Here is a 25,011-nt window from a genome sequence, read left to right as displayed (position 1 = left end):
CCAGGCCGCTCGCCTGCCCTCCGCCCCCGGCGCAGCCGGGCAGCTCTCCTCCGCCTACCCGCACAGCCGAGCCACCTGGCCCTCCGCGCACCCGACCCAGCCCGCTCGCCGGGCCTCGCACTCACCCGGCGTGGCCCGGTGGCTGGGCCGCCACCCAGTCCGGGCGCAGCCGGGCGGCCCGGCCTCTGGCTACCCGCCCAGGCGGCTCGCGTGGCCTCCGCCTCCGCATGGCACCGAGTCACCCGGCCCTCCGCTCACCCAGCCCAGCGGGCGGCCGGGCCGCCGCACTCACCCGGCGTGGCCCGGTGGCCGGGCCGCCGCGCATCCCGGGCGCAGCCGCGTGCCCCGGCCTCCCAGCCAGAGCCCACTCGCCGGGCCCCGCACCCAGCGCACGCAGCCGGGCCCGCCCTTCGCCGACCCGGCGCGACCGGGCCCCGACCTCCCCAGCCCAGCCCACTCGCCGAACCTGCGCCTACCCAGGCGCGGCCGGGCAGCCACTCCTCCGCCTAACCCGCGACAGCCGGGCAGCCCGGCCTCCGACAACCCGCACAGCCGAGCCACCTGGCCCTCCGCCCACCCAGACCCAGCCCGTGGCCGCGCCGCCCCAGCCCGGCCCAGCCGAGTCACCCGGCCCAGGCCCGCCAACAGCACCGTCAGGCGTAATTCGCCGCGTGCAGGGCGGCCGCCACGGAATCCACCTCCAGCACCCGGATCCCGTCCGGCAGCTTCCCCGGGTCCGGCGGCACCAGGGCGTGCGTGAACCCCAGGCGAGCAGCCTCCGCCAGCCGCCGCCCGGCGCCGGACACCCGGCGGATCTCCCCGGCCAGCCCGACCTCCCCGATGACCACCAGCCGGGGTGACAGCGCCACGTCCCGCACCGACGACCACAGCGCCAGGATCACCGCGAGGTCCACCGCGGGCTCGGTCACCTTCATCCCACCGACCGTCGCCGAGTACACGTCCCGGTCGCCCAGCTTGATCCCTCCGCGCTTCTCCAGCACGGCGAGGATCATCGCCACCCGCGCGGAGTCCAGCCCGCTCACGGCCCTCCTGGGCTGCGGCGCACCGGGACTGGACACGAGCGCCTGCACCTCGCACAGCAGCGGCCGCTTGCCCTCGACCGTCACCGTCACCGCGGTGCCCGGCACCGCGTCCTCGCGCCGGTTCAGGAACAGCCCGGACGGGTCGGGCACGCCGACGATGCCGTCCTCGCGCAGCTCGAAGCACCCGATCTCGTCCGCGGGCCCGAACCGGTTCTTCACGCCACGCACCATCCGCAGTGTGGAGTGCCGGTCGCCCTCGAAGTGCAGCACGACGTCGACGAGGTGCTCGAGCACGCGCGGCCCGGCGACCGAGCCGTCCTTCGTGACGTGCCCCACCAGCACCACGGGCAGCCCGCGCTCCTTGGCGAGCGCAACGAGCCCGGACGTGACGGCGCGGACCTGGGTGACGTTGCCCGGCGAGCCCTCCACCTGCGGCGACGCCATCGTCTGCACCGAGTCGACGATCAGCACGCCGGGCTTGACCGCGTCGACGTGCCCGAGGATCGCCGAGAGATCGCTTTCCGCGGCCAGGAACATGCGCTCGTGGACGTTCTTCGTCCGCTCGGCCCGCAGGCGCACCTGGCCCGCGGACTCCTCACCGGTGACGTACAGCGCGGGCCCGGACCCGCCGAGCGCCCACTGGTAGGCCACCTCGAGCAGCAGGGTCGACTTGCCGACACCGGGTTCGCCGGCCAGCAGCACGACCGCCCCCGGCACGAGACCGCCGCCGAGCACGCGGTCCAGCTCGCCGACGCCGGTGCTACGGGCCCGCGCGGCCTCGATGTCGACCTGGCCGATGGGCCGCGCCGGGGCGCTGGGCGCGCCGGCCGCCACCCGCGCGATCGCCGGGCGCGCGTCACCGCGCTCCTCGATGGTGCCCCAGGCCTGGCATTCCGGGCATCGGCCGACCCACTTGGGAGCCTGGTACCCGCACTCACCGCAGCGGTAGCTGGTGCCCTTCTTGACCATGGTCGGTCACGTTAGCGGGCAGCACCGACAGTTCTAGTGACCCTCGGCCGCCGCGGTCTCCGTCGGCTGGCAGTTCAGCTCGACCGTGGGCGCCTGGATCGGCAGCTCCACGGTCACCGCGCCGGCGCTGCGGAAGGTGAAGGTCACCGGGATCGTCTGGCCCGGCCACACGACCTGCTTGAGGCCCTGCAGCACGACGCTGGCGTGCCCGATCCGCGCCGGCTGCCCGGTCGGGCCCGCGGTCGCCGGCGAGGTGGGGCTGGTCTGCGGCTGCTGGCCGGACTCGCTCTCGTCCGCCGGGCCGACGAGGAGCTTGCTGCCCGCCACGATGGCCTTGTCGCCCTCGACGGTGGCGCTCGCGGCGTTCGCGCTGCTCACGCTGACCAGCTCGTCGTCGGCGGTGCCGTCGTTGGCGATCACCAGGGCGACCGGGGCGCTCGACCCGGTGGCGTAGGCCTGCTCGCACTCGTTGCGGTTCACCAGTGCGGCGTCGCGCAGGACGAGCTTGCCCGCCTGGGCCATGGCGCCGTTGACCGCGGGCAGCATGGTGCTGGTCTGGGTGATCTGCCCGGCCCCGCACCCGGCCAGAGCCAGGGCGGCACCGACGGCGACCACGCTCGCGCCGACCACACGACGTTTCTGCAGCCTCACGGTCTCAGTCCCTCCTCAAGCGTTACCGGCCTGATCCTAGCTATGGCCCGGAACGCCGCCACCGAGGGTGCGCCCAGGGGACCGGAAACCGTCCACAATAGATCAATTCGGCATTGTCGACGGGCTTCCCCATCACCTGCATGAGCATGCACTTTGTCGGTTTGTCAACCCCCCGGACGGCCCCTGACCTGCGACGACGATCTCGGCCCGCTAGGTGGGCCCCCTCGCCGCGTGCTAAGATGGACGCAGCGAAAGGGGCAGAGGACACATGGTTTTCAAGGTCGGAGAGACCGTCGTCTACCCGCACCACGGTGCCGCACTCATCGAAGCGATCGAGACCCGCGTGATCAAGGGCGAGGAGAAGCAGTACCTCGTCCTCAAAGTCGCGCAAGGGGACCTCACGGTTCGCGTGCCCGCAGACAACGCCGAGATCGTCGGCGTTCGGGACGTCGTGGGCCAGGATGGTCTGAACCGGGTCTTCGACGTGCTGCGAGCGCCGCACACCGAGGAGCCCACGAACTGGTCTCGTCGGTACAAGGCCAACCTCGAGAAGCTCGCCTCGGGCGATGTGAACAAGGTGGCCGAAGTGGTGCGCGACCTCTGGCGGCGCGAGAAGGATCGCGGCCTGTCCGCCGGCGAGAAGCGGATGCTGGCCAAGGCCCGGCAGATACTGGTCAGCGAGCTCGCCCTGGCGGAGGGCACCGACGAGGGCAAGGCGGAGACCCTGCTCGACGAGGTGCTGGAAACAGCGGCCGTCTAGAACACCAGGCTGACCTCGCGAGATGTGCACTCGTCTCCGGAGACACAGCTCGTCCCGCGAAGTGAGTACCCGGCGATGAAGGTGGTTGGGCTCCTCATCGCCGACCCCAAGGGGCCGGACCCGCGCGCGTCCGTGCACGGTGCGCCGCTTCTGTGGCACGCCGTACACGGCCTGCTCGAGGCCGCGGACCGCCTGGTGACGGCGGTCCCCCAGCCCCTGTGCGGGGATTGTGAACACATCGTCAGGTCGGTACCCAGCGCCGGTTCCCGGTGCCGGGTACTGGCTTGTGGTCCCGATCGTGCCGGGGACCTCCGGCGGGCCGTCGAGGCCGCCACGCCCGCCGACGTCGTCCTGGTGCACGACGTCGCACGTCCGTTCGTGCCGCGCGCCACCGTCCGCGCGGTGGCCGAGGCCGTGTTCGCCGGGGCAGAGGCGATCGTCCCGGTGCTACCCGTGACCGACACCATCAAACTCGTTTCCGGCGACGTGATCACCGGCACCACGGACCGGGATCGGCTGCAGGTGGTGCAGACGCCCGTCGGCTACCGCCCCGACGTGCTGGAAAAGCTGTGCGCGCACGGCGCCGACCCCCTGTCCGACCTGCCCGGTACGGTGCGGACCGTGGCCGGGCACCCCACCGCGCTCCGGCTCACCACGGCCTTCGACACGGCCGTGGCGGAATCACTACTCGAGGAGCAGGGTTGAGGGTCGGGACCGGGGTCGACGTCCATCCGATCGAGGCGGGCCGCGAGTGCTGGATCGCCGGGCTGCTGTGGGAGGGCGTCTCCGGTTGCGCCGGCCACTCCGACGGTGACGTGGCCGCGCACGCGCTGTGCGACGCGATGCTGTCCGCGGCCGGGCTCGGTGACCTGGGCGCGGTGTTCGGCATCAGCGACCCGCGCTGGGCGGGCGCGCACGGCACGGAGTTCGTGGCCGAGGCCCGCCGGCTCGTCGAAGCCGCGGGCTGGCGGCTGGGGAACGCGTCGGTGCAGGTCATCGGCAACGCGCCACGCATCGGCAAGCGCCGCGAAGAGGCCCAGGACGTGCTGAGCAAGGCCGCGGGCGGCGCGGTCAGCGTGAGCGGCACCACCACCGACGGGCTGGGCCTCACCGGCCGCGGCGAAGGCATCGCCGCGGTCGCCACCGCGCTGCTGCTGGCGGCGGACTAAGTCACAGCTCCCCGCACGTCGTCCCAGGTAGCCTGTCATCTGTGACGATTCAGGCGGTGATGTTCGACTTTTCCGGCACGCTGTTCCGGCTGGAGCAGAACTCCAGCTGGCTCTCCGATCTCACGACCCCCGACGGCGCCCCGCTCGACGTCGAGGCGCAGACCGAGCTGATGCGCCGCATGACCGCCCCGACCGGGCAGGTCGTCGAGTTGTCCGAGGAGTACCAGTACGCGTGGGAGAACCGGGACCTCGACCCGGCCCTGCACCGCAAGATCTACCTCGAGGTGCTGCGCAAGTCCGGCGTCGCGCACGCCGACCAGGCCGAGGCGCTGTACTCCCGCCTGATCGATCCCGCGGAGTGGACGCCCTACCCGGACACCGAGGCCGCGCTGAAGGACACCGCCGCCAAGGGCGTCAAGGTCGGCGTGCTGAGCAACATCGCCTTCGACATCCGGCCCGCGTTCGCCATGCGCGGCTACGCCGAGTTCGTCGACGCCTTCCTGCTCTCCTTCGAGGAGGGGTTCATCAAGCCGCAGCCGGAGATCTTCCGGCTGCTCGTCGACCGGCTGGGCGTGGCGCCGGAGAACACCCTGATGGTCGGCGACAGCGAAGAGGCCGACGGCGGGGCGAAAGCGCTCGGGTGCGAGTTCGCCCTCGTCGACCCGCTGCCGACCGCCGAGCGCCCGGACGGCCTGCTCACGGCGCTGCGCACGCACGGGGTGCTCTGACCGGCGTCAAGGTGACCCGTACCATTTCAGGGTGGCCCTACACCTATACGACACCGCGACCAGGAACGTGCGGGAGTTCCACCCCGCCCGTAGCGGAACGGCGTCCATGTACGTGTGTGGTGCCACCGTCCAGGGCATCCCGCACATCGGGCACGTCCGCGGCGCCCTGAACTACGACGTCCTGCGTCGCTGGCTGATCCACAGTGGACTCGACGTGCGGTTCGTGCGCAACGTCACCGACATCGACGACAAGATCCTCGCCAAGGCCGCCGACGCCGGACGGCCGTGGTGGGAGTGGGCGGCGACGCACGAGCGGGCGTTCGAGGAGGCCTACGCGGTCCTCGGCTGCCTGCCGCCGTCCATCGCGCCCCGCGCGACCGGGCACGTCACGCAGATGGTCGAGCTGATGCAGCGCCTGATCGACGCCGGCCACGCCTACGCGGCGGGCGGGGACGTCTACTTCGCAGTGTCGACCTTCCCCGGCTACGGCGCGCTGTCCCGGCAGAAGCTGGACGAGGTGCAGCAGGGCGAGACGCTGGCCGAGGGCAAGCGCGACCCGCGGGACTTCACGCTGTGGAAGAGCGCGAAGCCGGGCGAGCCGTCGTGGCCCACACCGTGGGGCAATGGGCGGCCGGGCTGGCACCTGGAGTGCTCGGCGATGGCGACCACCTACCTGGGCGCCGAGTTCGACATCCACGGCGGCGGCGTCGACCTGGTGTTCCCGCACCACGAGAACGAGCGCGCCCAGTCGAACGCGGCCGGTGATCCGTTCGCACGGTTCTGGCTGCACAACGCGTGGGTGACGTTGTCCGGCGAGAAGATGTCGAAGTCGCTGGGCAACGTGGTGTCGATCGAGGCCATGCTGCGGAACTACCGGGCCGCCGAGCTGCGCTACTACCTGGTGCAGCCGCACTACCGGTCCACGATCGAGTACTCCGACGGGGCGCTGTCCGAAGCCGCGCAGGGCTACCGGCGGATCGAGGGGTTCCTGCGCCGCGCGGCGCAGCGGACCGGCACGGTCGAGCCCGGCGAACTGGCGCCCGAGTTCGTCAGCGCGATGGACGACGACCTGTCCACCCCGGCGGCGGTCGCGGCCGTGCACAACCTGGTGCGCGAGGGTAACGCGGCGCTGGACTCCGGCGATGACGCCAAGGCGCGCGCGGCCGCCGGCTCGGTGCGCGCGATGATGGGTGTGCTCGGGCTGGACCCGCTGGCACCCGAATGGGCGGAGAGCTCGGCGGCGGAGACGCCGGCGAGGGCCGCACTGGCGGACCTGGTCGAGGCGATGCTCGTGGAGCGCCAGGAGGCGCGCGCCGCGCGTGACTTCGCCCGGGCCGATGCCGTGCGCGACCGCCTGCTCAAGGCGGGGATCACGGTCGAAGACACTCCCGATGGTCCGGTGTGGACCGTGAAAGAAGCTTAAATGGCAGGCAATTCCAAGCGCCGGGGTGCGGTTCGCAAGTCCGGCACCAAGAAGGGCGCGGTCGTCGGTTCCGGCGGCCAGCGTCGCCGTGGTCTCGAGGGCAAGGGGCCGACCCCGCGGGCGGAGATGCGTCCCGGGCACCCGGCGCAGCGCAAGGCCGCCGCGGCCGCCGCGCGCGCCGAGAAGGCCCGCGACCGTCGCGAAGGTCCGGAGATCATCGCGGGCCGCAACCCGGTGGTCGAGGCCCTGCGGGCGGGTGTGCCGGGCACGACGTTGTTCGTGGCGTTGAACATCGACGCGGACGACCGGGTCACCGAGGCGGTGCGGCTGGCGGCGGACAAGGGCATCTCGATCCTGGAGATCCCGCGCGAGGAGCTGGACCGCAAGACCAACCGCGCGGTGCACCAGGGGCTCGGGCTGCAGGTGCCGCCGTTCGAGTACAGCCACCCCGACGACCTGCTGGCCATCGCGAAGAACTCCGGTGAGCCGCCGCTGCTGGTCGCGCTGGACGGCGTGACGGACCCGCGGAACCTCGGTGCCGTCGTGCGGTCCGCGGCGGCGTTCGGGGCGCACGGGGTGCTGCTGCCGGCGCGCCGCAGCGCGGGCGTCACGGCCGTGGCGTGGCGGACCAGTGCCGGCACCGCGGCGAAGATGCCGATCGCGATCGCGACCAACCTGACGCGGCAGCTGAAGCTGTGGGCGGAGGAGGGCCTGATGATCGCCGGGCTCGACGCGGACGGGTCGGTGGGCATCGACGACCTGTCGCTGGCGACGGACCCGCTGGTGATCGTGGTGGGCTCCGAGGGCCGCGGCCTGTCGCGGCTGGTGCGCGAAACCTGCGACGAGACGGTGTCCATCCCGATGGCCGCGGGGGTCGAGTCGCTGAACGCCTCCGTCGCGGCCGCGGTGCTGCTGGCCGAAGTCGCGCGGCGCCGCCGCGTCGCGGGCCGCATCTGAGCCTCCAGGTCATCGCCTCGCGCGGCAGCATCGCGCTCGGAGGTATCGGCGCCGCCGATGTTGTGCACGCCGCCAGCGATGCCCGGGCCGCACGAAGTCGCTGAACGCCTTCGTCGCGGCGCGGTGCTGCTGGCCGAAGTCGCGCGGCGCCGCCGCGTCGCGGGCCGCATCTGAGCCCCGCGGTCCTCGCCTTGCGCGGCACCATCGCGCTCGGACGTATCGGCGCCACCCACGTTGTGCACGCCGCCAGCGATGCCCGGGCCGCACGGAGTCGCTGAACGCCTCCGTCGCGGCCGCGGTGCTGCTGGCCGAAGTCGCGCGGCGGCGCCGCGTCGCGGGCCGCATCTGAGCCCCGCGGTCCTGCCTTGCGCGGCGCCATCGCGCTCGGAGGTATCGGCGCCGCCGACGTTGTGCACGCCGCCAGCGATGCGCGGGCCGCACGAAGTCGCTGAACGCCTCCGTCGCGGCCGCGGTGCGGCCGGCCGAAGTCGCGCGGCGCCGCCGCGTCGCGGGCCGCATCTGAGCCCCGCGGCAGGCGCGGCTTCGACGGCTGGGGTGGCCGGCTGGCGCCCGATGGCGGGGGGTTTCGCGTCCGGGCGGCCCGGGGGCTGGCTGGCGCCCCGCCGTCCCCTGACTGAGGCCTCTCGCCGGAGCCCCACTGCGACCTTTCGCCGGCGGCCCGTCGCCTCCGACCGAGGCAACACCGCAGCGCCACCGCTCTGGATTCCCCACCATCCCCAGGGAGCGGGAGCGCCGGCCCGGCCGGTGGTGGTCCCTGACACCTCGGCGAAGCGGTGAGTTTCACTCCTTCGGGCCAACCTCGTCGGCTAAGGTCAGCACGCTGGTCCGGTTGCACAGGGGGACTCCAGGTCGATGTCGTTCGCTTCACCGTTGTTCCTCTGGTACTTCCTGCCGGCGGTGCTGCTCGCCGTGCTGGTGCTGCCGAGGAGCTGGCGGAACGGCATCATCGCGGTCGCGAGCCTGATCTTCTACGCCAGCGGCGCGGGCGCGTTCACCCTGCTCCTCCTGGCCTGCATGGTCGTCAACTTCGCGGCAGGCACCGTGCTCGAACCGAACCCGTGGCAGCAGCGCTCGCCGGGGAAGCGCGGGCTGCTGATCGCGGTGATCTGCTTCGACGTCGGGATCCTGGTGGTCTGGAAGTACGCCGGGTTCGCCACCCAGCAGATCGACTACTTCACCCAGCTGTTCGGCGGCTCGTTCCCGGTGGCGCACCTGGCGCTGCCGATCGGCATCTCGTTCTTCACGTTCCACCACATCTCGTACGTCGTCGACATCTACCGCGGTGAGCGGCGGGCGCTGCGCGACCCGGTGTCGTTCGTGACCTACATCGCGATGTTCCCGCAGCTCGTGGCCGGCCCGATCGTGCGGTACCGGGAGATCGCCGACCAGCTGCCGCAACGGCGCTCGCACCGCCTGGACGACATCGCGGCCGGCTTCCCGCGGTTCGCGCTGGGCCTGTGCAAGAAGGCCATCATCGCGGACTCGCTGAGCCCGATGGTGGAGGCGTGTTTCGCGACGTCGCCTGCGGACATGACGTTCGCGATCGCCTGGCTCGGCGCGGTCGGGTACACGCTGCAGCTGTACTTCGACTTCTCCGGCTACTCCGACATGGCGATCGGGCTGGGCCGGATGCTCGGGTTCCGGCTGCCGGAGAACTTCGCGCGGCCGTACTCGTCGGTGACGGTGACCGAGTTCTGGCGGCGCTGGCACATGTCGTTGTCCCGCTGGTTCCGCGACTACGTGTACATCCCGCTCGGCGGGAACCGCGCGGGTGCGGCGAAGACGTACCGGAACCTGTGCATCGTGTTCGTGCTGACCGGTTTCTGGCACGGCGCGAACTGGACGTTCCTGGTGTGGGGCTGCTACCACGGGCTGCTGCTGATCATCGAACGCCGATTCGGCTGGGACCGCACGCCGCCGGCCGTGGCCGCCCGGGTGGGTCGCCGGATCCTGACGCTGGTGCTCGTGGTGTTCGGCTGGGTGTTCTTCAAGTCGGCCGACATCGGGCACGCGTTCACGATGATCGGGCACATGTTCGTCCCCGACTTCGACGGCCTGACCGACATCGTCGGGGCCGCGCTGACGAACCAGCGGGTGGTGATCCTGCTGGGCGCGCTGGCGATCTTCGCGCTACCGGCGACCCCGGTGACCGGCCCGCTGCTCGAGTCGGCCCGCACGCGCGGGGCGGTCGGCCTGCGCGTCGGCGTGATGACAGCCGGCGCGCTGTACGCGGCGATCCTGGTGGCGAACGGGACCTTCAGCCCGTTCCTGTACTACCAATTCTGATCCCCGGTCGGCGGCAATCTGGCTTCGTTGGCTCGAAGCCGCCTCTGGCCTGCTGGTTCCGGTCTCGACAGTTCTCACGGATTCTCGCGTGCCCGACGCTTGAGGGCCCTGGCTGGCCGCTGTCCGTGGACGCCCGGCTGGTGTCTTGCGACTCACGGGGAAAATGCCACGTAGGCGGCCGGGTGTCGTACGCGCAAGTTGGGTGTGTACGCGTAGACAGCGATCGGTGCGTGTGGTCGCAGGCGTCCTTGCTGCGGTCCGATCGAGGCTCGAGACGAGTTGGAACACGCGCTGAGCGTGTTGCCCCGCGGACCGGGCCGGGAGCTGCGCCGGGTGGTTGCGCACCTTGACGACGAGTTCCGGCGGCGGACACTGCCCGACCCGAATGCGCGTGTCGGTGCGTGGGGCAGCGCAGCTTGGTGGAGGCAGCGGCTGAGTGGGCCGTAGAGCTGCTCGAGTGGTGCCCCGCCGGAGAGACGATCACAGCACTCGCTATCGATCAGGTCTTCGCAGTCTCCCGAACGGCCTGAGGACGGCCTTGGTGGCTCCGCCGGGCTTCCTTGAAGTGTCGGGTCGCTGTAACGGTCATCCCCTGTGGACGATCTCAGGATCAATGGAACGGGGAGGCACGGATGGGGTTCAAGGACCAGAAGTCGTTCAAGCCGGCTGGTCATCACGCGCATTCGACCTCCCACGGCGTGGGTCCGCTGGAGCAGAAGGCCCGCGTTCGCGGCTTCTGGTACTACCTCGTGCTGGTCGCGACCGCCGGCGCGTTCGCGTGGGTGCCCTTCCTGCACGCTGCCCTCAGGCTGAAGACCGCCAAGGCGCGCCGGTTCGCCCTGATCTTCGGTGGCCTCGACGCGTTGATGTACGTGCTTCTGGCGATCACGCCCCGCAGCGACCAGGGCCAGACCGTCGACGGTCCGATCAGCACGGTCGGTGGACTACTGGCGCTGGGCGTCGTCATCGTCGGCTGCCTCATGGTCACGCCCCTGCGCCGCATGGTCTACGACGGCGTGCCCGGCGATGACCAGGGCCAACTGGCGAACACCGATCCCGCGGTCAGAGCCGCACTGGCCGCGCGCGCTCGACGCGACGAAACCCGGAAACTGGCTGCGGACGATCCGCTGCTCGCCCGCGAGTTGCACGTTGGACGACCAGACCTGGGCGGGTCCTACGACGACGGCGGCCTGGTCGACCTCAACGGCGCTCCAGCCCCCGTGATCGCCGAAGTGTGTGGCATCCCGCTGGACGTGGCCGGCACCATCGTTGACACACGTAGCCGCCGTGGCACCCCGTTCACCAGCGTGGACGAAGTGCTCGTCGTGGCCGATCTTCCCGTGAGCGCCTGGGACCGGATCCGCGACCGCGCTGTGCTGATTCCGTGACCTGGGGCCGTCGCGGACGAACGCCCCGTGGTGTGCGGACCGCGTGCGCAGTGGGAAGCCGGCCCCGACGTCAACGCTCGCCCGTGGTGGTGCGGAACGTGCGGAATCCGCGGCGCTGGTAGTTCGGCAGGGCGTGCGGGTGGTCGAGCGTCGAGGTGTGCAACCAGACGCGCCGCACGGTCGGGGCGAGGTTCCAGGCCTCCGTCACCGCCAGGGTCAGCGCGTAGCCGCCGATGCCCTTGCCCACGTACTCCGGCACGACGCCGAACGTCGTGATCTCCACGGAACCGAGGGCGTAGCACTGGAAATCGGCCAGGCCGGCGACCTCCGTGGCGTACCGGATCAGCACGCAGGCCCGGCCGGGGCGGGCCAGGTACTCCGCCCACTCGGCCTCGGACCAGGTGGTGCTCGGCCAGTGGTACCGCTCGCCGATCCGGAGCGTCGTGGGGCGGATCAGCGGCGAGTCGGCCGGCACGTTCTCCAGCGTCACCCCGGGGACGGGCGCTGCCGGGCACAGGTCGTCGGGACTGGTCATCTCCACGTGGGTGACGGTCTCTTCCACCCGGCCCAGCATGCCAGCTACTTCTGCCCGTATCCCCTGAGTTTCTCGACCACGTGCGCGATCTCCTCGGGCGGCAGCAACCGCGGGTTGCCCGCCGAGCGGGCGAGCAGCCACACCTCGCACAGCCACTCCAGCTGCTCGGCCCTGCTGTACGCCGCCGCGAGGCCGTCCCCGTAGGTGATCGTGCCGTGGTTGGCCAGCACGCAACCGCGACGGCCCTCCATCGCCGCGAGCATCGACTCCGCCAGCTCCTCGGTGCCGTACGTCGCATAACCCGCGACCCGCACCGACGGTCCGACGGTCGCCAGCATGTAGTGCACCGCGGGCACCTCGTCGACCAAAGTGGACACCGCCGTCGCGTGCACCGAGTGCGTGTGCACCACCCCGGTGATCGGGGCGCCGTCGGGGTCGGCGGCCTTGGTGTACACCGACAGGTGCATGGGCATCTCACTCGTCGGGCGCAGCGTGCCGTCCACAATGGACCCGTCGAGCGACACCACCGGGATGTCCTCGGGCGTCAGCACGCCGTAGTCCACCCCGGTCGGCGTCACCGCGATCAGGTCGCCCGAGCGGGCGGAGATGTTGCCGGAGGTGCCCACCACGAGACCGTCGGCGGACAACCGTCGCGCGTACTCGCACACCGCTCGGCGTTCGTCGGCCAGGATCACAGTCGCCACAACCCTCGTGCCGCGGTCAGGGACGCCTGGTAGTCCGCATAACCACGCTGGTAGAACTCGACATTCTCGGACACCGGCGTCACGGTCCGCGAGCTGCTCGCCCACAGGTCCGCGTCGTACGGCTGGTTCAGCGCCTCGGCCGCGACCAGGACGGCGCCCCGCGCCCCGACACCCGGATCGCTCGGGATCACGATCGGGCGGCCGAGCACGTCGGCGAAGATCTGCGTCCACTCGGCGGACCGCACCCCGCCGCCGCACGCGTACAGCCGGCCGGACAGCCCGGCGGCCTCGAAACAGTGCCGCGCCGCGTAGGCGATCGACTCGCACAGCGCCCGCACCACGTCCGCCCGCCCGTGCTCGAGGCTCAACCCGGCGAACTGCGCCCGCGCGGACGCGTCCACGAACGGCGCCCGTTCGCCGGACGCGGACAGGAACGGCAACGCCCGCACCCCGGCCGCGCCGGGCGGGCTCTGCGCGAGCAGCGACCCGATCTCGGTGACCTCGATGCCGAGCAGGCGGCAGATCCAGTCGATGCTCGCGGTGCCGACCATCGCCGGCATCGCGTGCAGGTACTCGCCCGGCCTCGGCGTGGACAGGAACATCCCGGCCGGCTCGCCCTCGCCGTCGAACTCGGCGTTGTCGGTGAGCACCTGGCAGGCCAGGGTGGTGCCCGCGGTGAGGATGCCGTCACCCGGCTCGCGCACACCCGCGCCGATCGCGCTGGCGGGCAGGTCGAACGGGCCCGCGGTGACCGGCAACCCCTCGGGCAGCCCCAGCAGCTCCGCGCCACGGCGGTTCAACGAGAACACCGCTTTCGGCACCGCCGGCTCGGCCAGCAGGTTCCGGCGGTGCGACAACCCGACCGCGGCGATCGCGTCCTCGTCGTAGCGCCGCGTCTTGGGGTCGAGGAACGGCAGGGACGCGTCGGACACATCCACCGTGATCTTCCCGGTGAGCCGCTGCACCACGGCGTCGACGCAGTACCCGGCGACCACGGCCCGGTCCAGCACCTCCGGCTCGTGGGTGTCCAGATAGGACAGGATGGCGGCGGCGCAGCCCGGGAACATGCCGGAGCCGGTGCGCCGGAACACCTCGCGGGCGACGCCGTCGGCCTGCCACTTCGCGAGCAGTGCGTTGGCCCGGCCGTCGAGCCACGAAATGGCCGGACGGACGGCGTTGCCGTCCGCGTCGCGCAGCCACACGCCGTCGCCCTGGCCGGTCAACGCGAGCGCGGTGACCGGCGCGTCCAGCTTCGCCGCGACCTCGCGCACGACGGTCGCGACCGTGCCGACGACCTGGTCCAGGTCCTGCTCGACGCGGCCGCCGGGCAGGTGGTGCACCTCGGACGGCGTGCACGCCTGGTGCAGCGACACCCCGGCCTCGTCGAAGACGACGGCCTTCGTCAGTGAAGTACCGATGTCGACGCCGATGATCATCGCAGCACATCCGGGTTGGCGATGTTGGCCGGCTTCTCCCCGCGGGCGTAGCGGCCGACCTCGGCGGCGACGATCCGCGCGGCCCGTTCCGCGGTCTGGCGGCTGGCACCCGCCAGGTGCGGTGTCGCGATGACGTTCGGCGCGTCGCGCAGCGCCCAGTCCGCGGGCGGCGGCTCGACGTCGTACACGTCCAGCGCGAGCGCGCCCAGCCGTCCGGACTTCAGCAGATCCGGCAGCGGCGCGTAGTCCAGCAGCCCGCCGCGCGCCGAGTTGACCAGCACCGCGCCGTGCGGCAGGAGGGCCAGGCGCTCGGCATTGATCAGGTGGCGCGTTTCGTCGGTCAGCCGCGCGTGCAGGCTCACCACCGCGCTGCGGCGCAGCAGGTCCTCCAGCTCGACCAGCTCCGCGCCATCCGCGGCGATCTGGTCCGGCTTCGCGTACGGGTCGGCGACCAGCACCTTGGATCCGAACGCGACGAGCACCTTGGCCACCCGCGAGCCGATGGCGCCGTAGCCGACCAGGCCGACCGTGGTGCCCTCCAGCTCCAGACCGGCGTTCGGGTAGGCGTAGTAGTCACCGCGCCAGGTGCCGCCCAGCAGCTCGGCCGAGGAGGTCGAGATGCGGCGCATGGCGGCGAGGATCATGCCGATCGCGAACTCGGCGGCCGCGGTCGCGTTGCGGCCCGGCGCGTAGGTCACGGCGACGCCCGCCTCGGTGGCGGCGGCCAGGTCCACGTTCACCGGTCCGCCGCGGCACACCGACACCAGCTTCAGCTCGGGCGCGGCGGCGAAGACCTTCTTGGTGAACGGTGCCATCTGGGTGACCGCGACCTCGGCCCCGGCCAGCGCCTCGATGACCTGCTCCTCGGTGCCGCTCGCCTCGTGCACGCCGCCTACCGGGCCGAACGGCTCGACCGGCCACGGCAGTGACAACTCGGTGAACTCGGGCTCGGCGCCGAGCTCGGCCCGGACCGCGTCGGCCAGCAGGTCGTTGCCGACGAACTCATCTCCCGCGCACAGAACGCGCACTTGGCTCCTCCTCGAACCTGGTCGGACTCAACTGGCCGCGTGGACCTGCTCGTATTCGGTGATGTGCGCGACCTTGGCCGCGCTGGGCGAGCCGGGGTCGAACGTGTACCCCAGCCACTCGGTGACGATCTTCTTCGCCAGCTCGGCCCCGATCACGCGGGCACCGAACGTGATGATCTGGCAGTTGTTCGACTTCACGGACCGCTCGGCCGAGTATGAATCGTGCGCGACGGTGGCGCGGACGCCCGGTACCTTGTTCGCCGAGATCGCCACGCCGATGCCGGTCCCGCAGACCAGGACACCGCGGTCGGCCTCGCCGTTCGCGATCTTCTCGGCGGCGGCCAGGCCGAAGACGGGGTACGCGCGGTCGTCCTCCGGGCTGTCGGCGCCCAGGTCGATCACCTCGGTGACCCGCTCGTCGGCGCGCAGCAGATCCCGCACCTCGTTCTTCAGCAGCACGCCCGCGTTGTCGGCGGCCACGACGACCCGCATCAGTTGCCCTCCTTGCTCAGAGCTTCCCCGATCGCCGTGACGATCAGGGCGAACGAGGTCGCGCCGGGGTCGGCGTGCCCCTTGCTGCGTTGCGCCAGCCGGGCCGCGCGGCCCTTGGCGGGCACCAGGTTCGCGGTCTCCTCGGCGGCGAGCGTCGCCGCCTGGGCGGCCTTGCGCCACGCGTCCGGCAGCGCGGCGCCGGCCTCGGCCTGGCTGCGCAGCGCCCGCCGGAACGGCTCGATCGCGTCCAGCATGGTCTTCTCACCCAGCTCGGCCTTGCCCAGCTCGGTGAACGCGCGCACCGCGCCGTCGACCGCGTCCGCGACCACCGTCGTGGTGATGCGCTCGACGCGAAGGCCCGCGCCCGTCTCGGCGAGCAGCACGCCGTACAGCGCGCCGGAGGCACCGCCGGCGGCGTCGGCGAGTGCGGTGCCGGCGGCGAGCAGGGTGTCGGCGACGGACGACCCGGCGGCGGCGCGCGCGGCCGAGACGGCAGCCCGCATGCCGCGGGTCATGCCGAGTCCGTGGTCACCGTCGGCGGCCACCGCGTCGAGGCGGCCCAGCTCGGACTCGTTCTCCTCGATGCTGCGCATCGCCGCGGTCAGCACGCGGTCGACGACCTCGGCGCCCTCGCCCTCGGGACGGTCCAGCTGCTTGTCCACAGTGGAGGAAAGCGGGACCGGCCGCAGGATCGCGCCGCCGCTGCGGTAGCCGGGGGTGTCGCACGGCGCGCCGTACAGCTCGGCGAGCTCGTCGTCCAGCACCAGGACCGACAGCGAGACACCCGCCATGTCCAGCGAGGTGACGAACTCACCGACCTCGGTGTGCACCGGGTCCAGCCCGGCGGCGGTCAGGCGCTCGTGGATGCGCGTGTAGGTCACGAACATCTCTTCGTACTTGGTCCGGCCCAGGCCGTTGACGAGCACCGCGACCCGGCCGTCACCCGGCGGCAGCTCGGGCAGCAGGCCGTCGACCAGTTCGTCGGCCAGCTCCGCGGCACCGAGGCGGCCGACCGTCCGGACACCGGGCTCGCCGTGGATGCCCAGCCCCAGCTCCATCTCGGACTCGCCGACGGTGAACAGCGGCTGGTCCGCGCCCGGCAGCGTGCAGCCGCCGAACGCGACGCCGAACGTGCGCGTGTTCGCGTTGGCCTTCACCGCCGCCGCGTGCACCGCGTCGAGGTCGTCGCCGCGCTCGGCCGCGGCACCGGCGACCTTGAAGACGATGAAGTCACCGGCCACCCCGCGGCGGCGCTCGGGGGCGTCGGCCGGGCCGCTCGCGATGTCGTCGGTGACCAGGATGGTGCGGCTCTCGATGCCCTCCGCCGCCAGCCGGCGCGCGGCGAGTCCGAAGTGCAGGACGTCCCCCGCGTAGTTGCCGTAGGCGAACAGCACACCGGCACCGCCCTCGGCGGCGCGCGCGGTGCGGTAGACCTGCTCGGCGCTCGGGCTGGTGAACACGTCCCCCACCACCGCCGCGTCGGCCAGGCCGGGCCCGACGAGCCCGGCGAAGGCCGGGTAGTGCCCGCAGCCGCCGCCGATGATCACGGCGACCTTGCCCTGCCTCGGCACCCCGCGGCCCAGCACGCCGTACGCGTCGGGCACCTTGCGGACCTCGCGGCCGTACGCGGTGACGAACCCGTCCAGCCAGTCCCGCTTGAAGGTGTCGGCCGTTCCCAGCGTCGTCATGATCGCACCAGCTCCCCGGTGAGGTAGGCGAGCAGCAGCCGGCGGACGTCGTGGTTGGACTCGGCGACCTGCGCGGCCAGCTCCAGCGCGTCCGGCTTCGGCGGGTAGGTCGGGTTGGGCAGGGCGATCACGGTCAGCCCGGCGGCCGCGGCGGCGCGGATGCCGTTGCTGGAGTCCTCGACCCCCAGGCACTCCTCGCCGCGGAAGCCGAGCCGGGACGCGGCCTCGGCGTAGACGTCCGGGCTGGGCTTGCCGCGCGGCACCTCCGCACTCGACACCGTCGCCGCGAACTCGCCGGTCAGCCCGTGCGTCTCCAGCACCGCGTCGATGACCCGGCGCGCGGCGGAGGACGCGAGCGCGACCGGCACGCGGGCGGCGACGTCGCGCACCATCGCGCCTGCGCCGTCGAGCAGGGGGGCCTCGCCGTTCGCGATCGACGCGATCATCCCGTCGACCACGGCCTTCTCGACCTGCTCCGGGGTTTCCGGGGTGCCGCTGCGCTCGGCCAGGTACGCGGCCCACTCCGGGGCGCTCATGCCCTGGACGGTGGCGGTGTCGGCGGCCGTCCACTCGACACCGTGGGCGGCCGCGTACGCGACCCAGTTCTCCTCCCAGAGGTGTTCACTCTCGACCAGGACCCCGTCGAGGTCGAACACCACCGCGGCGAAACCCATGCAACAACCCCTTTCACGCCGTTGGTGTTAAATTAACACCGGATCCGAGATTTGTCACGGGAGGACGCATGGGAGCGCGGCTGCTGCTGGTCCGCCACGGCGAGACCGAATGGCACGCGGAGAACCGCTACGCCGGCACCAGCGAGGTCGGGCTCACCGACCGCGGACGGCGCCAGGCCGAGGGGCTGGCCGCCCACCTGACCGCCACCGGCGAGCGGATCACCGCGCTGTACCGGTCGCCGCAGGGCCGGGCCGCGGCGACGGCCGAGCCGTCCGCGCGGGCGCTCGGCCTCGAACCCGTGGTCCTGGACGACCTGCGCGAGGTGCACTTCGGCATCGCCGAGGGACGGGTGCTGTCCGAGCTGGATCCGCAGGTCGTGGCCGCTTTCCGGGCCGATCCCGTGGCCGGCGCGTTCCCCGGCGCCGAGCCGACCGCCGAGGCGGCGCGGCGTGGTGCGGCGGCCCTGCGGACCATCGCCGCGCGGGAGGACGGCGGGCGCGTCCTCGTCGTCGCCCACAACACGCTGATCCGGTTGAGCCTGTGCGAGCTGCTCGGCATCCCGGTCCGCGACTACCGCCGGGTCTTCCCACGGCTGGAGAACGCGGCGATCACCGAGATCGGCGTCGACGACGACGCGACGAGCCTGCGCCGGTTCAACCTGCCCACGTCCTAGCCTGGACGGCGTGGAAGACAAGTCGAGCGGGAGCGCCCGGTCTCGTAACATCCGGCAGCAGCGCATCACCGACTACGTTGTGAACAAGGGCCAGGCGTCGGCCGCCGAACTGGCCGAGCTGACCGGCGTGAGCGTGATGACGGTGCACCGCGACCTGGACGAACTCGCCCGCCGCGGCCTGCTGCGCAAGTACCGCGGCGGGGTGTCGGCCCAGCCCTCCACGGTGTTCGAGAGCAACACCGAGTACCGGCTGAGCGCGCACGTCGAGGCCAAGGCCGCGATCGCCAGGGAGGCGCTGGCCTTCGTCGAACCCGGGATGTCGATCCTGCTCGACGACTCCACCACCGCGCTCGCGCTGGCCAGGCTGCTGCCGCAGGTCACGCCGCTGACCGTGGCGACCAACTACCTGCGCACGATCGAGGTGCTGAAGAACGTCGACGACCTGCGCCTGATCGGCCTCGGCGGCGACTACTCGCCCACCCACGACTCGTTCCTCGGCATGCCGTGCCTGGAGGCGGTCGAGCGGCTGACCGTGGACGCGACCTTCGTGTCCACCTCGGCGATGAACGCGGAGATGACCTTCCACCAGGAGCCCGAGATCGTCATGGTCAAGCGCGCGATGCTCGCCAGCGCCGGGATCCGCGTGCTGCTGATGGACTCCAGCAAGGTGCCGCGCACGGCCCTGCACCGGCTGGCCGAGGTGGAGGACTTCCACCACCTGGTGATCGACTCCGGCGTGTCCAAGTACATCCTCAGCGAGCTGGAGGACCAGACGAACGTGACACTGGCCGAGGTCTGATCGCTTCACACACTTGCGTGTGAAATTCACATGCTCCATGATAAGTCGAGCTTGACACTCATGGAGGCGTGATGACGCACACGGCAACATCGAGGTTGTCCCAGCCGAGCAGGGGTTTCGGCGGGCTCCTCGCGAAGTGGGGGCTGCCTGCCCCGCTGTTCCTCGGCTATGTCGGCCTGTTGCTGTTCATGGTCGGCGACGGCGTGGAGTCCGGGTTCATCGCCCCGTTCATGGCCGACAACGGCGCGGGCACCGAAATTCACGCGTCCTATGTGATCACCGCATACGGCGTGGCGGTGATGCTCGCGTCCTGGCTGTCCGGTGCGCTGTCGGAGCTGTGGGGACCGCGCCGGGTCATGTGGATCGGCCTGACGATCTGGGTCGTCTTCGACGCGTTGTTCCTCGCGGTGGCCGTGCCCAGCGAGAACTACCCGCTGATGCTGATCACCTACGGCATCCGCGGCTTCGGCTACCCGATGTTCGCGTTCGGGTTCCTGGTGTGGATCACCGCGGTCGCGCCGGTCGCCCGGCTCGGCGCCGCGGTCGGCTGGTTCTACTTCGCGTTCACCGGCGGCCTGCCCACGCTCGGGTCGCTGGTCGCGAGCTTCACCAACCCGGTGCTCGGCCACTACGGCACGCTGTGGCTGTCGGTCGGCGTCCTGCTCGTCGGCGGCCTGCTGTGCGTGCTCGGGGTGCGCGAGCGGACCGGGTTCACCCGGCTCGCGCCGGAGGGCGTCCAGCCGGTGCAGAGCCTGGTGTCCAGCGTGTCGATCGCCTGGAAGAAGCCCCGGGTGGGCATCGGCATGATCGTGCGGGTCATCAACACCGCGCCGGAGTTCGGCATGCTGGTGTTCTTCCCGACGATCTTCGCCGACGACATCGGGTTCGGCGAGGGCCGGTGGCTGCTGCTGGTGTCGGTCATCTACGGCACGAACATCTTCTTCAACCTGATCTTCGGGGTGGCCTCGGACAAGATCGGCTGGCAGCGCACGATCTTCTGGTTCGGCGCGATCGGCTGTGCGATCTCGATCCTGCTGCTGTACTTCGTCCCGACGGCACTGGGCGCGGACTACTACTGGGTGGCGCTGCTCGTCGGCGCGCTGTACGGCGCGACGCTGGCCGGGTTCGTCCCGATCTCGGCGCTGTTGCCGTCGCTGGCCCCGGAGAACAAGGGTGGTGCCATGGCGTTGCTGAACCTCGGCGCCGGTGCCGCCGCGTTCGTCGGGCCCGCGATCGTGTCGCTGTTCCTCGGACCGGCCGGCGCGGCGGGCGTGGTGATCATCTTCGCCGCCCTGTACATCGTGGCCGCGGTGCTGACCCGGTTCCTCAAACTGCCGGAGACCACCGAGAAGGCGATCAAGGAGGACGTGAGCTTGCAGGACGTGACGGCGGCGCGCTCGTGACCGTTGTCGGTGTCGACGTCGCCACCGCGGGGGTGCGTGCCTTCGCGGTGGGCGACGACGGTTCGGTGCGGGCGACGGCTTCGCGGCCGTTGCCCGCCCCCGTCCGGGACGAGTCCGGGCGGAGCGAGCAGGACGCGCGGTCGTGGTGGCCCGCGGTCGAGGCGGTGTTGCAGGAGGTCACCGCGTCGGTGCCGGAGCCCGTCCGGGCGGTCGCGGTGTCGGCGACCTCCGGCACGATCGTCGCGGTCGACCGCCGGGGCGAACCGCTCGGCCCGGCCCTGATGTACGACGACCGCCGCGGGGCGGACGACAACGTGAAGGCGGCCGAGGCCGGTGCGCCGCGGTGGCGCGAGCTGGGGATGAGCGTGTCACCGACGGCGGCGCTCGGCCGGATCACCTGGTTGCGGCGGGCCTGCCCGGACGCCGCGGGCATCCGGCACACGCCGGATCTCATCGGCGAACAGCTCCTCGGCCGCCCGGTGGCGACCGACTCCTCGCACGCCCTGAAAAGCGGGTACGACCCGTTGCGCGAGGAGTGGGCGGCCGAGGTCTTCGACTTCGACGTGGCGTGGCTGCCGCAGGTGGTCCGCCCGACGACAGTCCTCGGCGAGCTGCCCCGTGCCGTGGCCGGTTTGCCCGCCGGCTGCCTGGTGGTCGCGGGCATGACCGACGGGTGCGCGGGCCAGCTCGCGACGGGCGCGGTCACGCCGGGCAGTTTCGCCGGCATCCTCGGCACGACGTACGTGTTGAAGGGCGTCACCGAGCAGCTGGTGCGGGACACGTCGGGCGCCCTGTACAGCCACCGGCACCCCGACGGCTGGTGGCTGCCCGGCGGGGCGTCGAACACCGGCGGCGAGGCCGTGTCCGGGGTCGCCGGCCTGGCCGCGATGGACTCCGCGGCGGCGAAGCGCGGTCCGGCGCGGGTGGTGGCATACCCGTTGAAGCGCTCGGGAGAGCGCTTTCCGTTCGTGACGCCCGAGGCCCGGGGCTTCGTGCTCGGCGAGCCGGCCGACGAGGTCGAACTGCACCGCGCACGGCTCGAGGGCGTGGCGTTCGTGGAGCGCCTGGCGCTGGAACGACTGCAGGGGCTGGGCGTGCCGGTGACCGGCCCGCTGGTCGCGGCCGGCGGCGGCAGCCGGAGTCCGTTGTGGACCCGGATCCGGGCCACCGTGACCGGGATGGAGCTGCGGGTGTCACCCCAGGCCGAAACCGGCTACGGCGCGGCACTGCTCGCCGCGGCGGCGGTCCTGCCCGGCGGGCTCACGGAGGCCGCCGGGATGATCAGCGATGAGGGACAGCTGATCGAGCCAGACCCCAGCGAGGTGGAGGCCCTGGAACACTCCTACCAGCGCTTCACCGAAGAACTGAAATCCCGGGGCTGGATTTAGCACCCCGTCTCTTTTCGTCGTGGGAATCGGCGAAAAAGATCAAAAGAACGACAGGGAAGCCGGCTGGGTCGCCGTTCCGAGTGGGTCGCTGGGTGGTCATCCCGTCGCCTGCTCGAGGTCGATCGACGACCTCAAGCGACGGGATGACCACCCAGCTCTTTCGGACCACGGGGCGCTGGCGCGCCCGCCGGAACGGCGGCGCCGGTCCGCCGAAAAGGAGCCGAGTCGCAATAGCTGAAGGCGCTGGCGCGCCGTTGCGCCAGCGCCTTGGCTGTCGAAGAACCGGTCAGGCGACCGGGGTGCGGTCGTCGGCCGGGACGAGCGTTTCCAGCGCTTCCTGGAGGGCCGAGTGGGTGGCCGTGAGGCGCTCGGTGACCTCGCGGCGGAACTCGAACGCCTCGGTGCGGGCCTGCTGCGCTTCGGCCAGCTGACGCTCGGCGTCGGTGACCAGTGCGGTCGCCCGGCTTTCCGCCTCCGAAGTCTGCTTGGCCAGCCGGGCCTCGGTCTCCGCGGTGAGCTTCGCCAGGCGGCTCTCGGTCTCCTCGGTGTCCGCGGCGATCTTCGCCTCGGTCTCGGCGGTCAGCTTCGCCAGGCGGCTCTCGGTCTTCTCCGTGTCCTCGGCGATCTTCGCCTCGGTCTCCGCGGTGAGCTTCGCCAGACGCTCCTCGGTCTCCCGGGTGTCCTTCGCCAGGCGCTCCTCGACCTCGCGCGTCTTGCGGGCCAGCGCGGTCTCGACCTCCTCGGTCTTCGCCGCCAGAGCGGCCTCGACCTCTTCGGTCTTGCGGGCCAGCTCGGCCTCGGTCTCCTGCTCGGCCTTGGCGCGGGCCTCGGCGGCCTCGGCGTCCAGCCGGGCACGCTCCTGGGCCGCCTCTTCGTTCAGGCGGGCGATCTCGGCACGCCCCTCGGCCATCAGGTTCTCGTGCTCGGTGGTGAGCGCGGTGTGCCGCTCCTGGAACTCCAGCTCCAGGTCGTCACGCCGCTTGGCCAGCTCGGCCTCCCGCTCGGCGACCATCTTGTCGGCGGCCTTGCGGGTGTCGAGGTCGTACTTGTCGGCCGCCGCGCGGATGTCGTCGGCCTGCGCTTCGGCGCGGTTGCGGAGCTCGGCGATCTCCTCTTCGGCGAGGGTCATCATCGTGCGGACGCGCTCGGTCATCGTGGCGGCGCTAGACGGGTCGCTCGCCATCCGCGACAGCGCCTGCTTGGCTTCACTCAGCTCCTGCTGGGCGTAGCTGAGCGCGCGGGTCAGCTCCGCGACCGACGACAAGGCGTCGTCGCGGGAAGCGGCCGTCTCGCGGAGCTCGGCGGTGATCTGGGCGAACTTCTCGTCCACGGGCGGACGGTCGTAGCCGCGGAACACGAGCGGGAACAGCGGATTTCCGTGGATGGGATCTTGGGACTCGGCAGGAGGCATGCGGGCACCTTAGTGCGATTGGACCTGGGTTTCCATACTTTCGGGTGACCCATTATCAAGATCATCCCGATCCGGCTCACACCCGGCCCCCACCCGCTGGGATACCGTTCGGCGGACGTCGCGAGGGAGGGCCGGTGCAACTACAGGAGATCGTGGCCGACCTGGCCGAACACTGGCCGCTCTACGTCTCGATGCCGTTCATCGCCGCGCTCATCGGCTACGTCACCAAACGCGTCGCGATCGAGATGATGTTCCGGCCCATCGAGTTCGTCGGCATCCGGCCGATCTTCGGCTGGCAAGGTGTCCTCCCGGCGAACGCCGAGCGAATGGCGGCCACCGCCACCGAGATGCTGACCACCAACCTGGTCGACCCGAAGGAGATCTTCGCCCGCCTCGACCCCGACCAGATCGCCAAGGAGATCGAGCAACCGCTCCTGCAGGTGGTCGAGGAGATCACCGAGGAGGTCATGGAGCAGTACCAGCCGCGGCTGTGGGAAGCGCTGCCGACCGGCGCCAAGGAACTGCTCATGCGCCGCATCCGGGCCGAAGCGCCCAAGGTGATCGCCAAGATCATGCGGGAGCTGTCGGACAACATCGAGGACGTCCTCGACCTCAAGACCATGGTCGTGACCAACCTGGTCCGCGACAAGAGCCTGCTGAACCGGCTCATCCGCGACATCTCCCGCCCGGAAATGCGGTTCATCGCCAACTCCGGGCTGGTGTTCGGCTTCGCCCTCGGCTGCGTCCAGCTCCTCGTGTGGGCGCTGACCAAATCGTCGATCGTGATGCCGCTGTTCGGCCTCGGCATCGGCTGGTTCACCGACTGGCTCGCCCTGAAGATGATCTTCCTGCCGCGCGAGCCGCGCGAGTTCTTCGGCCTCTACACCTGGCAGGGCGTGTTCCAGAAACGCCGCGACCAGGTGGCCGCCGACTACGGCGACATGATCGCGCGCGAGATCATCACGATCCCGAACCTGCTCGAGGCGATCCTCAAGGGTCCGAAGGCCGACCGGCTGTTCCACCTGATCAGCCGCGAGGTGCAGCGCACCATCGACGCGCAGGCCGGCGTGGTGAAACCGCTCGTCGCGGCCGCCGTGGGCACGCGCAAGTGGCAGGAGATGAAACAGGCCGCCGCGGCGAAGGCGGCCGAGCGGGTGCCGGACACCATCCGCTACGCCGAGGACTACGCCGTCAACGCCCTGGACGTCCGCAACACCATCGTGCAGCGGATGCGGCAGCTGTCTTCGATCGAGTTCGAGGAACTGCTGCGGCCCGCGTTCCGGCAGGACGAGTGGAAGCTGATCGCGGTCGGTGCGATCATCGGCGGTCTCGTGGGGGAGCTTCAGGCGATCCTGCTGCTCCACTAATCTCGCGCCAGGAGGGG

At 71.5% G+C, this 25,011-nt stretch carries 23 protein-coding genes; 13 read left to right on the top strand and 10 right to left on the bottom strand.

Annotated elements, in window-relative coordinates; translation table 11 throughout:
- Positions 1-653: 653 nt before the first annotated feature.
- Together radA and FB470_RS14040 are read right to left on the bottom strand one after the other, a co-directional pair.
- Complete coding sequence (gene radA / locus FB470_RS14045) at positions 654-2,012, bottom strand: DNA repair protein RadA (RefSeq protein ID WP_306991778.1); 1,359 nt, start codon at positions 2,010-2,012, stop codon at positions 654-656.
- Between the two features lie 33 nt (positions 2,013-2,045).
- Positions 2,046-2,663, bottom strand: a complete 618-nt coding sequence (locus FB470_RS14040; protein WP_306991774.1) for a copper chaperone PCu(A)C — start codon at positions 2,661-2,663, stop codon at positions 2,046-2,048.
- 268 nt (positions 2,664-2,931) lie between these two features.
- On the opposite strand from FB470_RS14040, the gene FB470_RS14035 reads away from it, so the two are divergent.
- The 8 genes from FB470_RS14035 to FB470_RS14000 all read left to right on the top strand — a co-directional run bounded on the left by FB470_RS14035 (position 2,932) and on the right by FB470_RS14000 (position 11,395).
- Positions 2,932-3,423 carry a CarD family transcriptional regulator gene (locus FB470_RS14035; protein ID WP_020417039.1) on the top strand — a complete coding sequence of 164 codons (492 nt, stop codon included), beginning with the start codon at positions 2,932-2,934 and terminating at the stop codon, positions 3,421-3,423.
- Positions 3,424-3,498: 75 nt separating this feature from the next.
- A complete protein-coding gene (locus FB470_RS14030; RefSeq protein WP_306991769.1) occupies positions 3,499-4,128 on the top strand; it encodes an IspD/TarI family cytidylyltransferase in 630 nt (209 codons plus the stop codon).
- Positions 4,125-4,592 carry a 2-C-methyl-D-erythritol 2,4-cyclodiphosphate synthase gene (gene ispF / locus FB470_RS14025; protein WP_306991766.1) on the top strand — a complete coding sequence of 156 codons (468 nt, stop codon included), beginning with the start codon at positions 4,125-4,127 and terminating at the stop codon, positions 4,590-4,592. Before FB470_RS14030 ends, ispF begins: the two co-directional genes overlap by 4 nt.
- Before the next feature lie 41 nt (positions 4,593-4,633).
- Complete coding sequence (locus FB470_RS14020) at positions 4,634-5,320, top strand: HAD family hydrolase (protein WP_306991762.1); 687 nt, start codon at positions 4,634-4,636, stop codon at positions 5,318-5,320.
- A 31-nt stretch (positions 5,321-5,351) separates the two neighbouring features.
- Positions 5,352-6,743 (top strand): cysteine--tRNA ligase, encoded by a 1,392-nt coding sequence (gene cysS, locus FB470_RS14015; protein WP_306991759.1) that lies wholly within the window; start codon positions 5,352-5,354, stop codon positions 6,741-6,743.
- Positions 6,744-7,700, top strand: coding sequence for a 23S rRNA (guanosine(2251)-2'-O)-methyltransferase RlmB (gene rlmB / locus FB470_RS14010; protein ID WP_306991757.1), 957 nt, complete (start codon positions 6,744-6,746; stop codon positions 7,698-7,700).
- Between the two features lie 873 nt (positions 7,701-8,573).
- Positions 8,574-10,007, top strand: a complete 1,434-nt coding sequence (locus FB470_RS14005; RefSeq protein WP_306991755.1) for an MBOAT family O-acyltransferase — start codon at positions 8,574-8,576, stop codon at positions 10,005-10,007.
- 632 nt (positions 10,008-10,639) lie between these two features.
- Positions 10,640-11,395, top strand: coding sequence for a hypothetical protein (locus FB470_RS14000; protein WP_306991753.1), 756 nt, complete (start codon positions 10,640-10,642; stop codon positions 11,393-11,395).
- Positions 11,396-11,465: 70 nt separating this feature from the next.
- Here FB470_RS14000 and FB470_RS13995 read toward each other — a convergent pair whose 3' ends face one another.
- From FB470_RS13995 to FB470_RS13965, 7 genes are read right to left on the bottom strand one after another with little or no spacing between them, the layout of a single operon-like run.
- A complete protein-coding gene (locus FB470_RS13995) occupies positions 11,466-11,969 on the bottom strand; it encodes a GNAT family N-acetyltransferase (RefSeq protein ID WP_306991752.1) in 504 nt (167 codons plus the stop codon).
- 5 nt (positions 11,970-11,974) lie between these two features.
- On the bottom strand, positions 11,975-12,625 hold the full coding sequence (locus FB470_RS13990) for a class II aldolase/adducin family protein (protein ID WP_306999257.1): 651 nt from the start codon (positions 12,623-12,625) through the stop codon (positions 11,975-11,977).
- Positions 12,622-14,070, bottom strand: coding sequence for an FGGY-family carbohydrate kinase (locus FB470_RS13985; RefSeq protein WP_306991750.1), 1,449 nt, complete (start codon positions 14,068-14,070; stop codon positions 12,622-12,624). The genes FB470_RS13990 and FB470_RS13985 overlap by 4 nt, the downstream gene beginning before the upstream one ends.
- Positions 14,067-15,098 (bottom strand): 2-hydroxyacid dehydrogenase, encoded by a 1,032-nt coding sequence (locus tag FB470_RS13980; RefSeq protein WP_306991748.1) that lies wholly within the window; start codon positions 15,096-15,098, stop codon positions 14,067-14,069. The genes FB470_RS13985 and FB470_RS13980 overlap by 4 nt, the downstream gene beginning before the upstream one ends.
- 27 nt (positions 15,099-15,125) lie before the next feature.
- Positions 15,126-15,590 (bottom strand): ribose-5-phosphate isomerase, encoded by a 465-nt coding sequence (locus tag FB470_RS13975; RefSeq protein ID WP_306991746.1) that lies wholly within the window; start codon positions 15,588-15,590, stop codon positions 15,126-15,128.
- On the bottom strand, positions 15,590-17,278 hold the full coding sequence (gene dhaL, locus FB470_RS13970; protein ID WP_306991744.1) for a dihydroxyacetone kinase subunit DhaL: 1,689 nt from the start codon (positions 17,276-17,278) through the stop codon (positions 15,590-15,592). The genes FB470_RS13975 and dhaL overlap by 1 nt, the downstream gene beginning before the upstream one ends.
- Positions 17,275-17,952, bottom strand: coding sequence for an HAD family hydrolase (locus FB470_RS13965; protein WP_306991742.1), 678 nt, complete (start codon positions 17,950-17,952; stop codon positions 17,275-17,277). The genes dhaL and FB470_RS13965 overlap by 4 nt, the downstream gene beginning before the upstream one ends.
- 68 nt (positions 17,953-18,020) lie before the next feature.
- Here FB470_RS13965 and FB470_RS13960 point away from each other — a divergent pair, with 68 nt between their 5' ends.
- The 4 genes from FB470_RS13960 (at position 18,021) to FB470_RS13945 (ending at position 22,216) form a co-directional block, all read left to right on the top strand.
- Positions 18,021-18,626 carry a histidine phosphatase family protein gene (locus FB470_RS13960; protein WP_306991741.1) on the top strand — a complete coding sequence of 202 codons (606 nt, stop codon included), beginning with the start codon at positions 18,021-18,023 and terminating at the stop codon, positions 18,624-18,626.
- Between the two features lie 10 nt (positions 18,627-18,636).
- Positions 18,637-19,425: a DeoR/GlpR family DNA-binding transcription regulator gene (locus tag FB470_RS13955; protein WP_306991739.1), complete on the top strand. Its 789-nt coding sequence runs from the start codon at positions 18,637-18,639 to the stop codon at positions 19,423-19,425.
- A gap of 71 nt (positions 19,426-19,496) precedes the next feature.
- A complete protein-coding gene (locus tag FB470_RS13950) occupies positions 19,497-20,828 on the top strand; it encodes an MFS transporter (protein WP_306991737.1) in 1,332 nt (443 codons plus the stop codon).
- Positions 20,825-22,216: an FGGY-family carbohydrate kinase gene (locus FB470_RS13945; RefSeq protein WP_306991736.1), complete on the top strand. Its 1,392-nt coding sequence runs from the start codon at positions 20,825-20,827 to the stop codon at positions 22,214-22,216. The genes FB470_RS13950 and FB470_RS13945 overlap by 4 nt, the downstream gene beginning before the upstream one ends.
- 286 nt (positions 22,217-22,502) lie before the next feature.
- Here the strand turns inward: FB470_RS13945 and FB470_RS13940 are convergent, their stop codons facing one another.
- Positions 22,503-23,627, bottom strand: a complete 1,125-nt coding sequence (locus tag FB470_RS13940) for a coiled-coil domain-containing protein (RefSeq protein WP_306991733.1) — start codon at positions 23,625-23,627, stop codon at positions 22,503-22,505.
- Positions 23,628-23,761: 134 nt separating this feature from the next.
- On the opposite strand from FB470_RS13940, the gene FB470_RS13935 reads away from it, so the two are divergent.
- Positions 23,762-24,994 (top strand): DUF445 domain-containing protein, encoded by a 1,233-nt coding sequence (locus FB470_RS13935; protein ID WP_306991731.1) that lies wholly within the window; start codon positions 23,762-23,764, stop codon positions 24,992-24,994.
- Positions 24,995-25,011: the final 17 nt, after the last annotated feature.

Source organism: Amycolatopsis thermophila, assembly GCF_030814215.1.
Classification (GTDB): domain Bacteria; phylum Actinomycetota; class Actinomycetes; order Mycobacteriales; family Pseudonocardiaceae; genus Amycolatopsis_E; species Amycolatopsis_E thermophila.
This window is presented reverse-complemented; position numbering and strand designations above follow the sequence as displayed.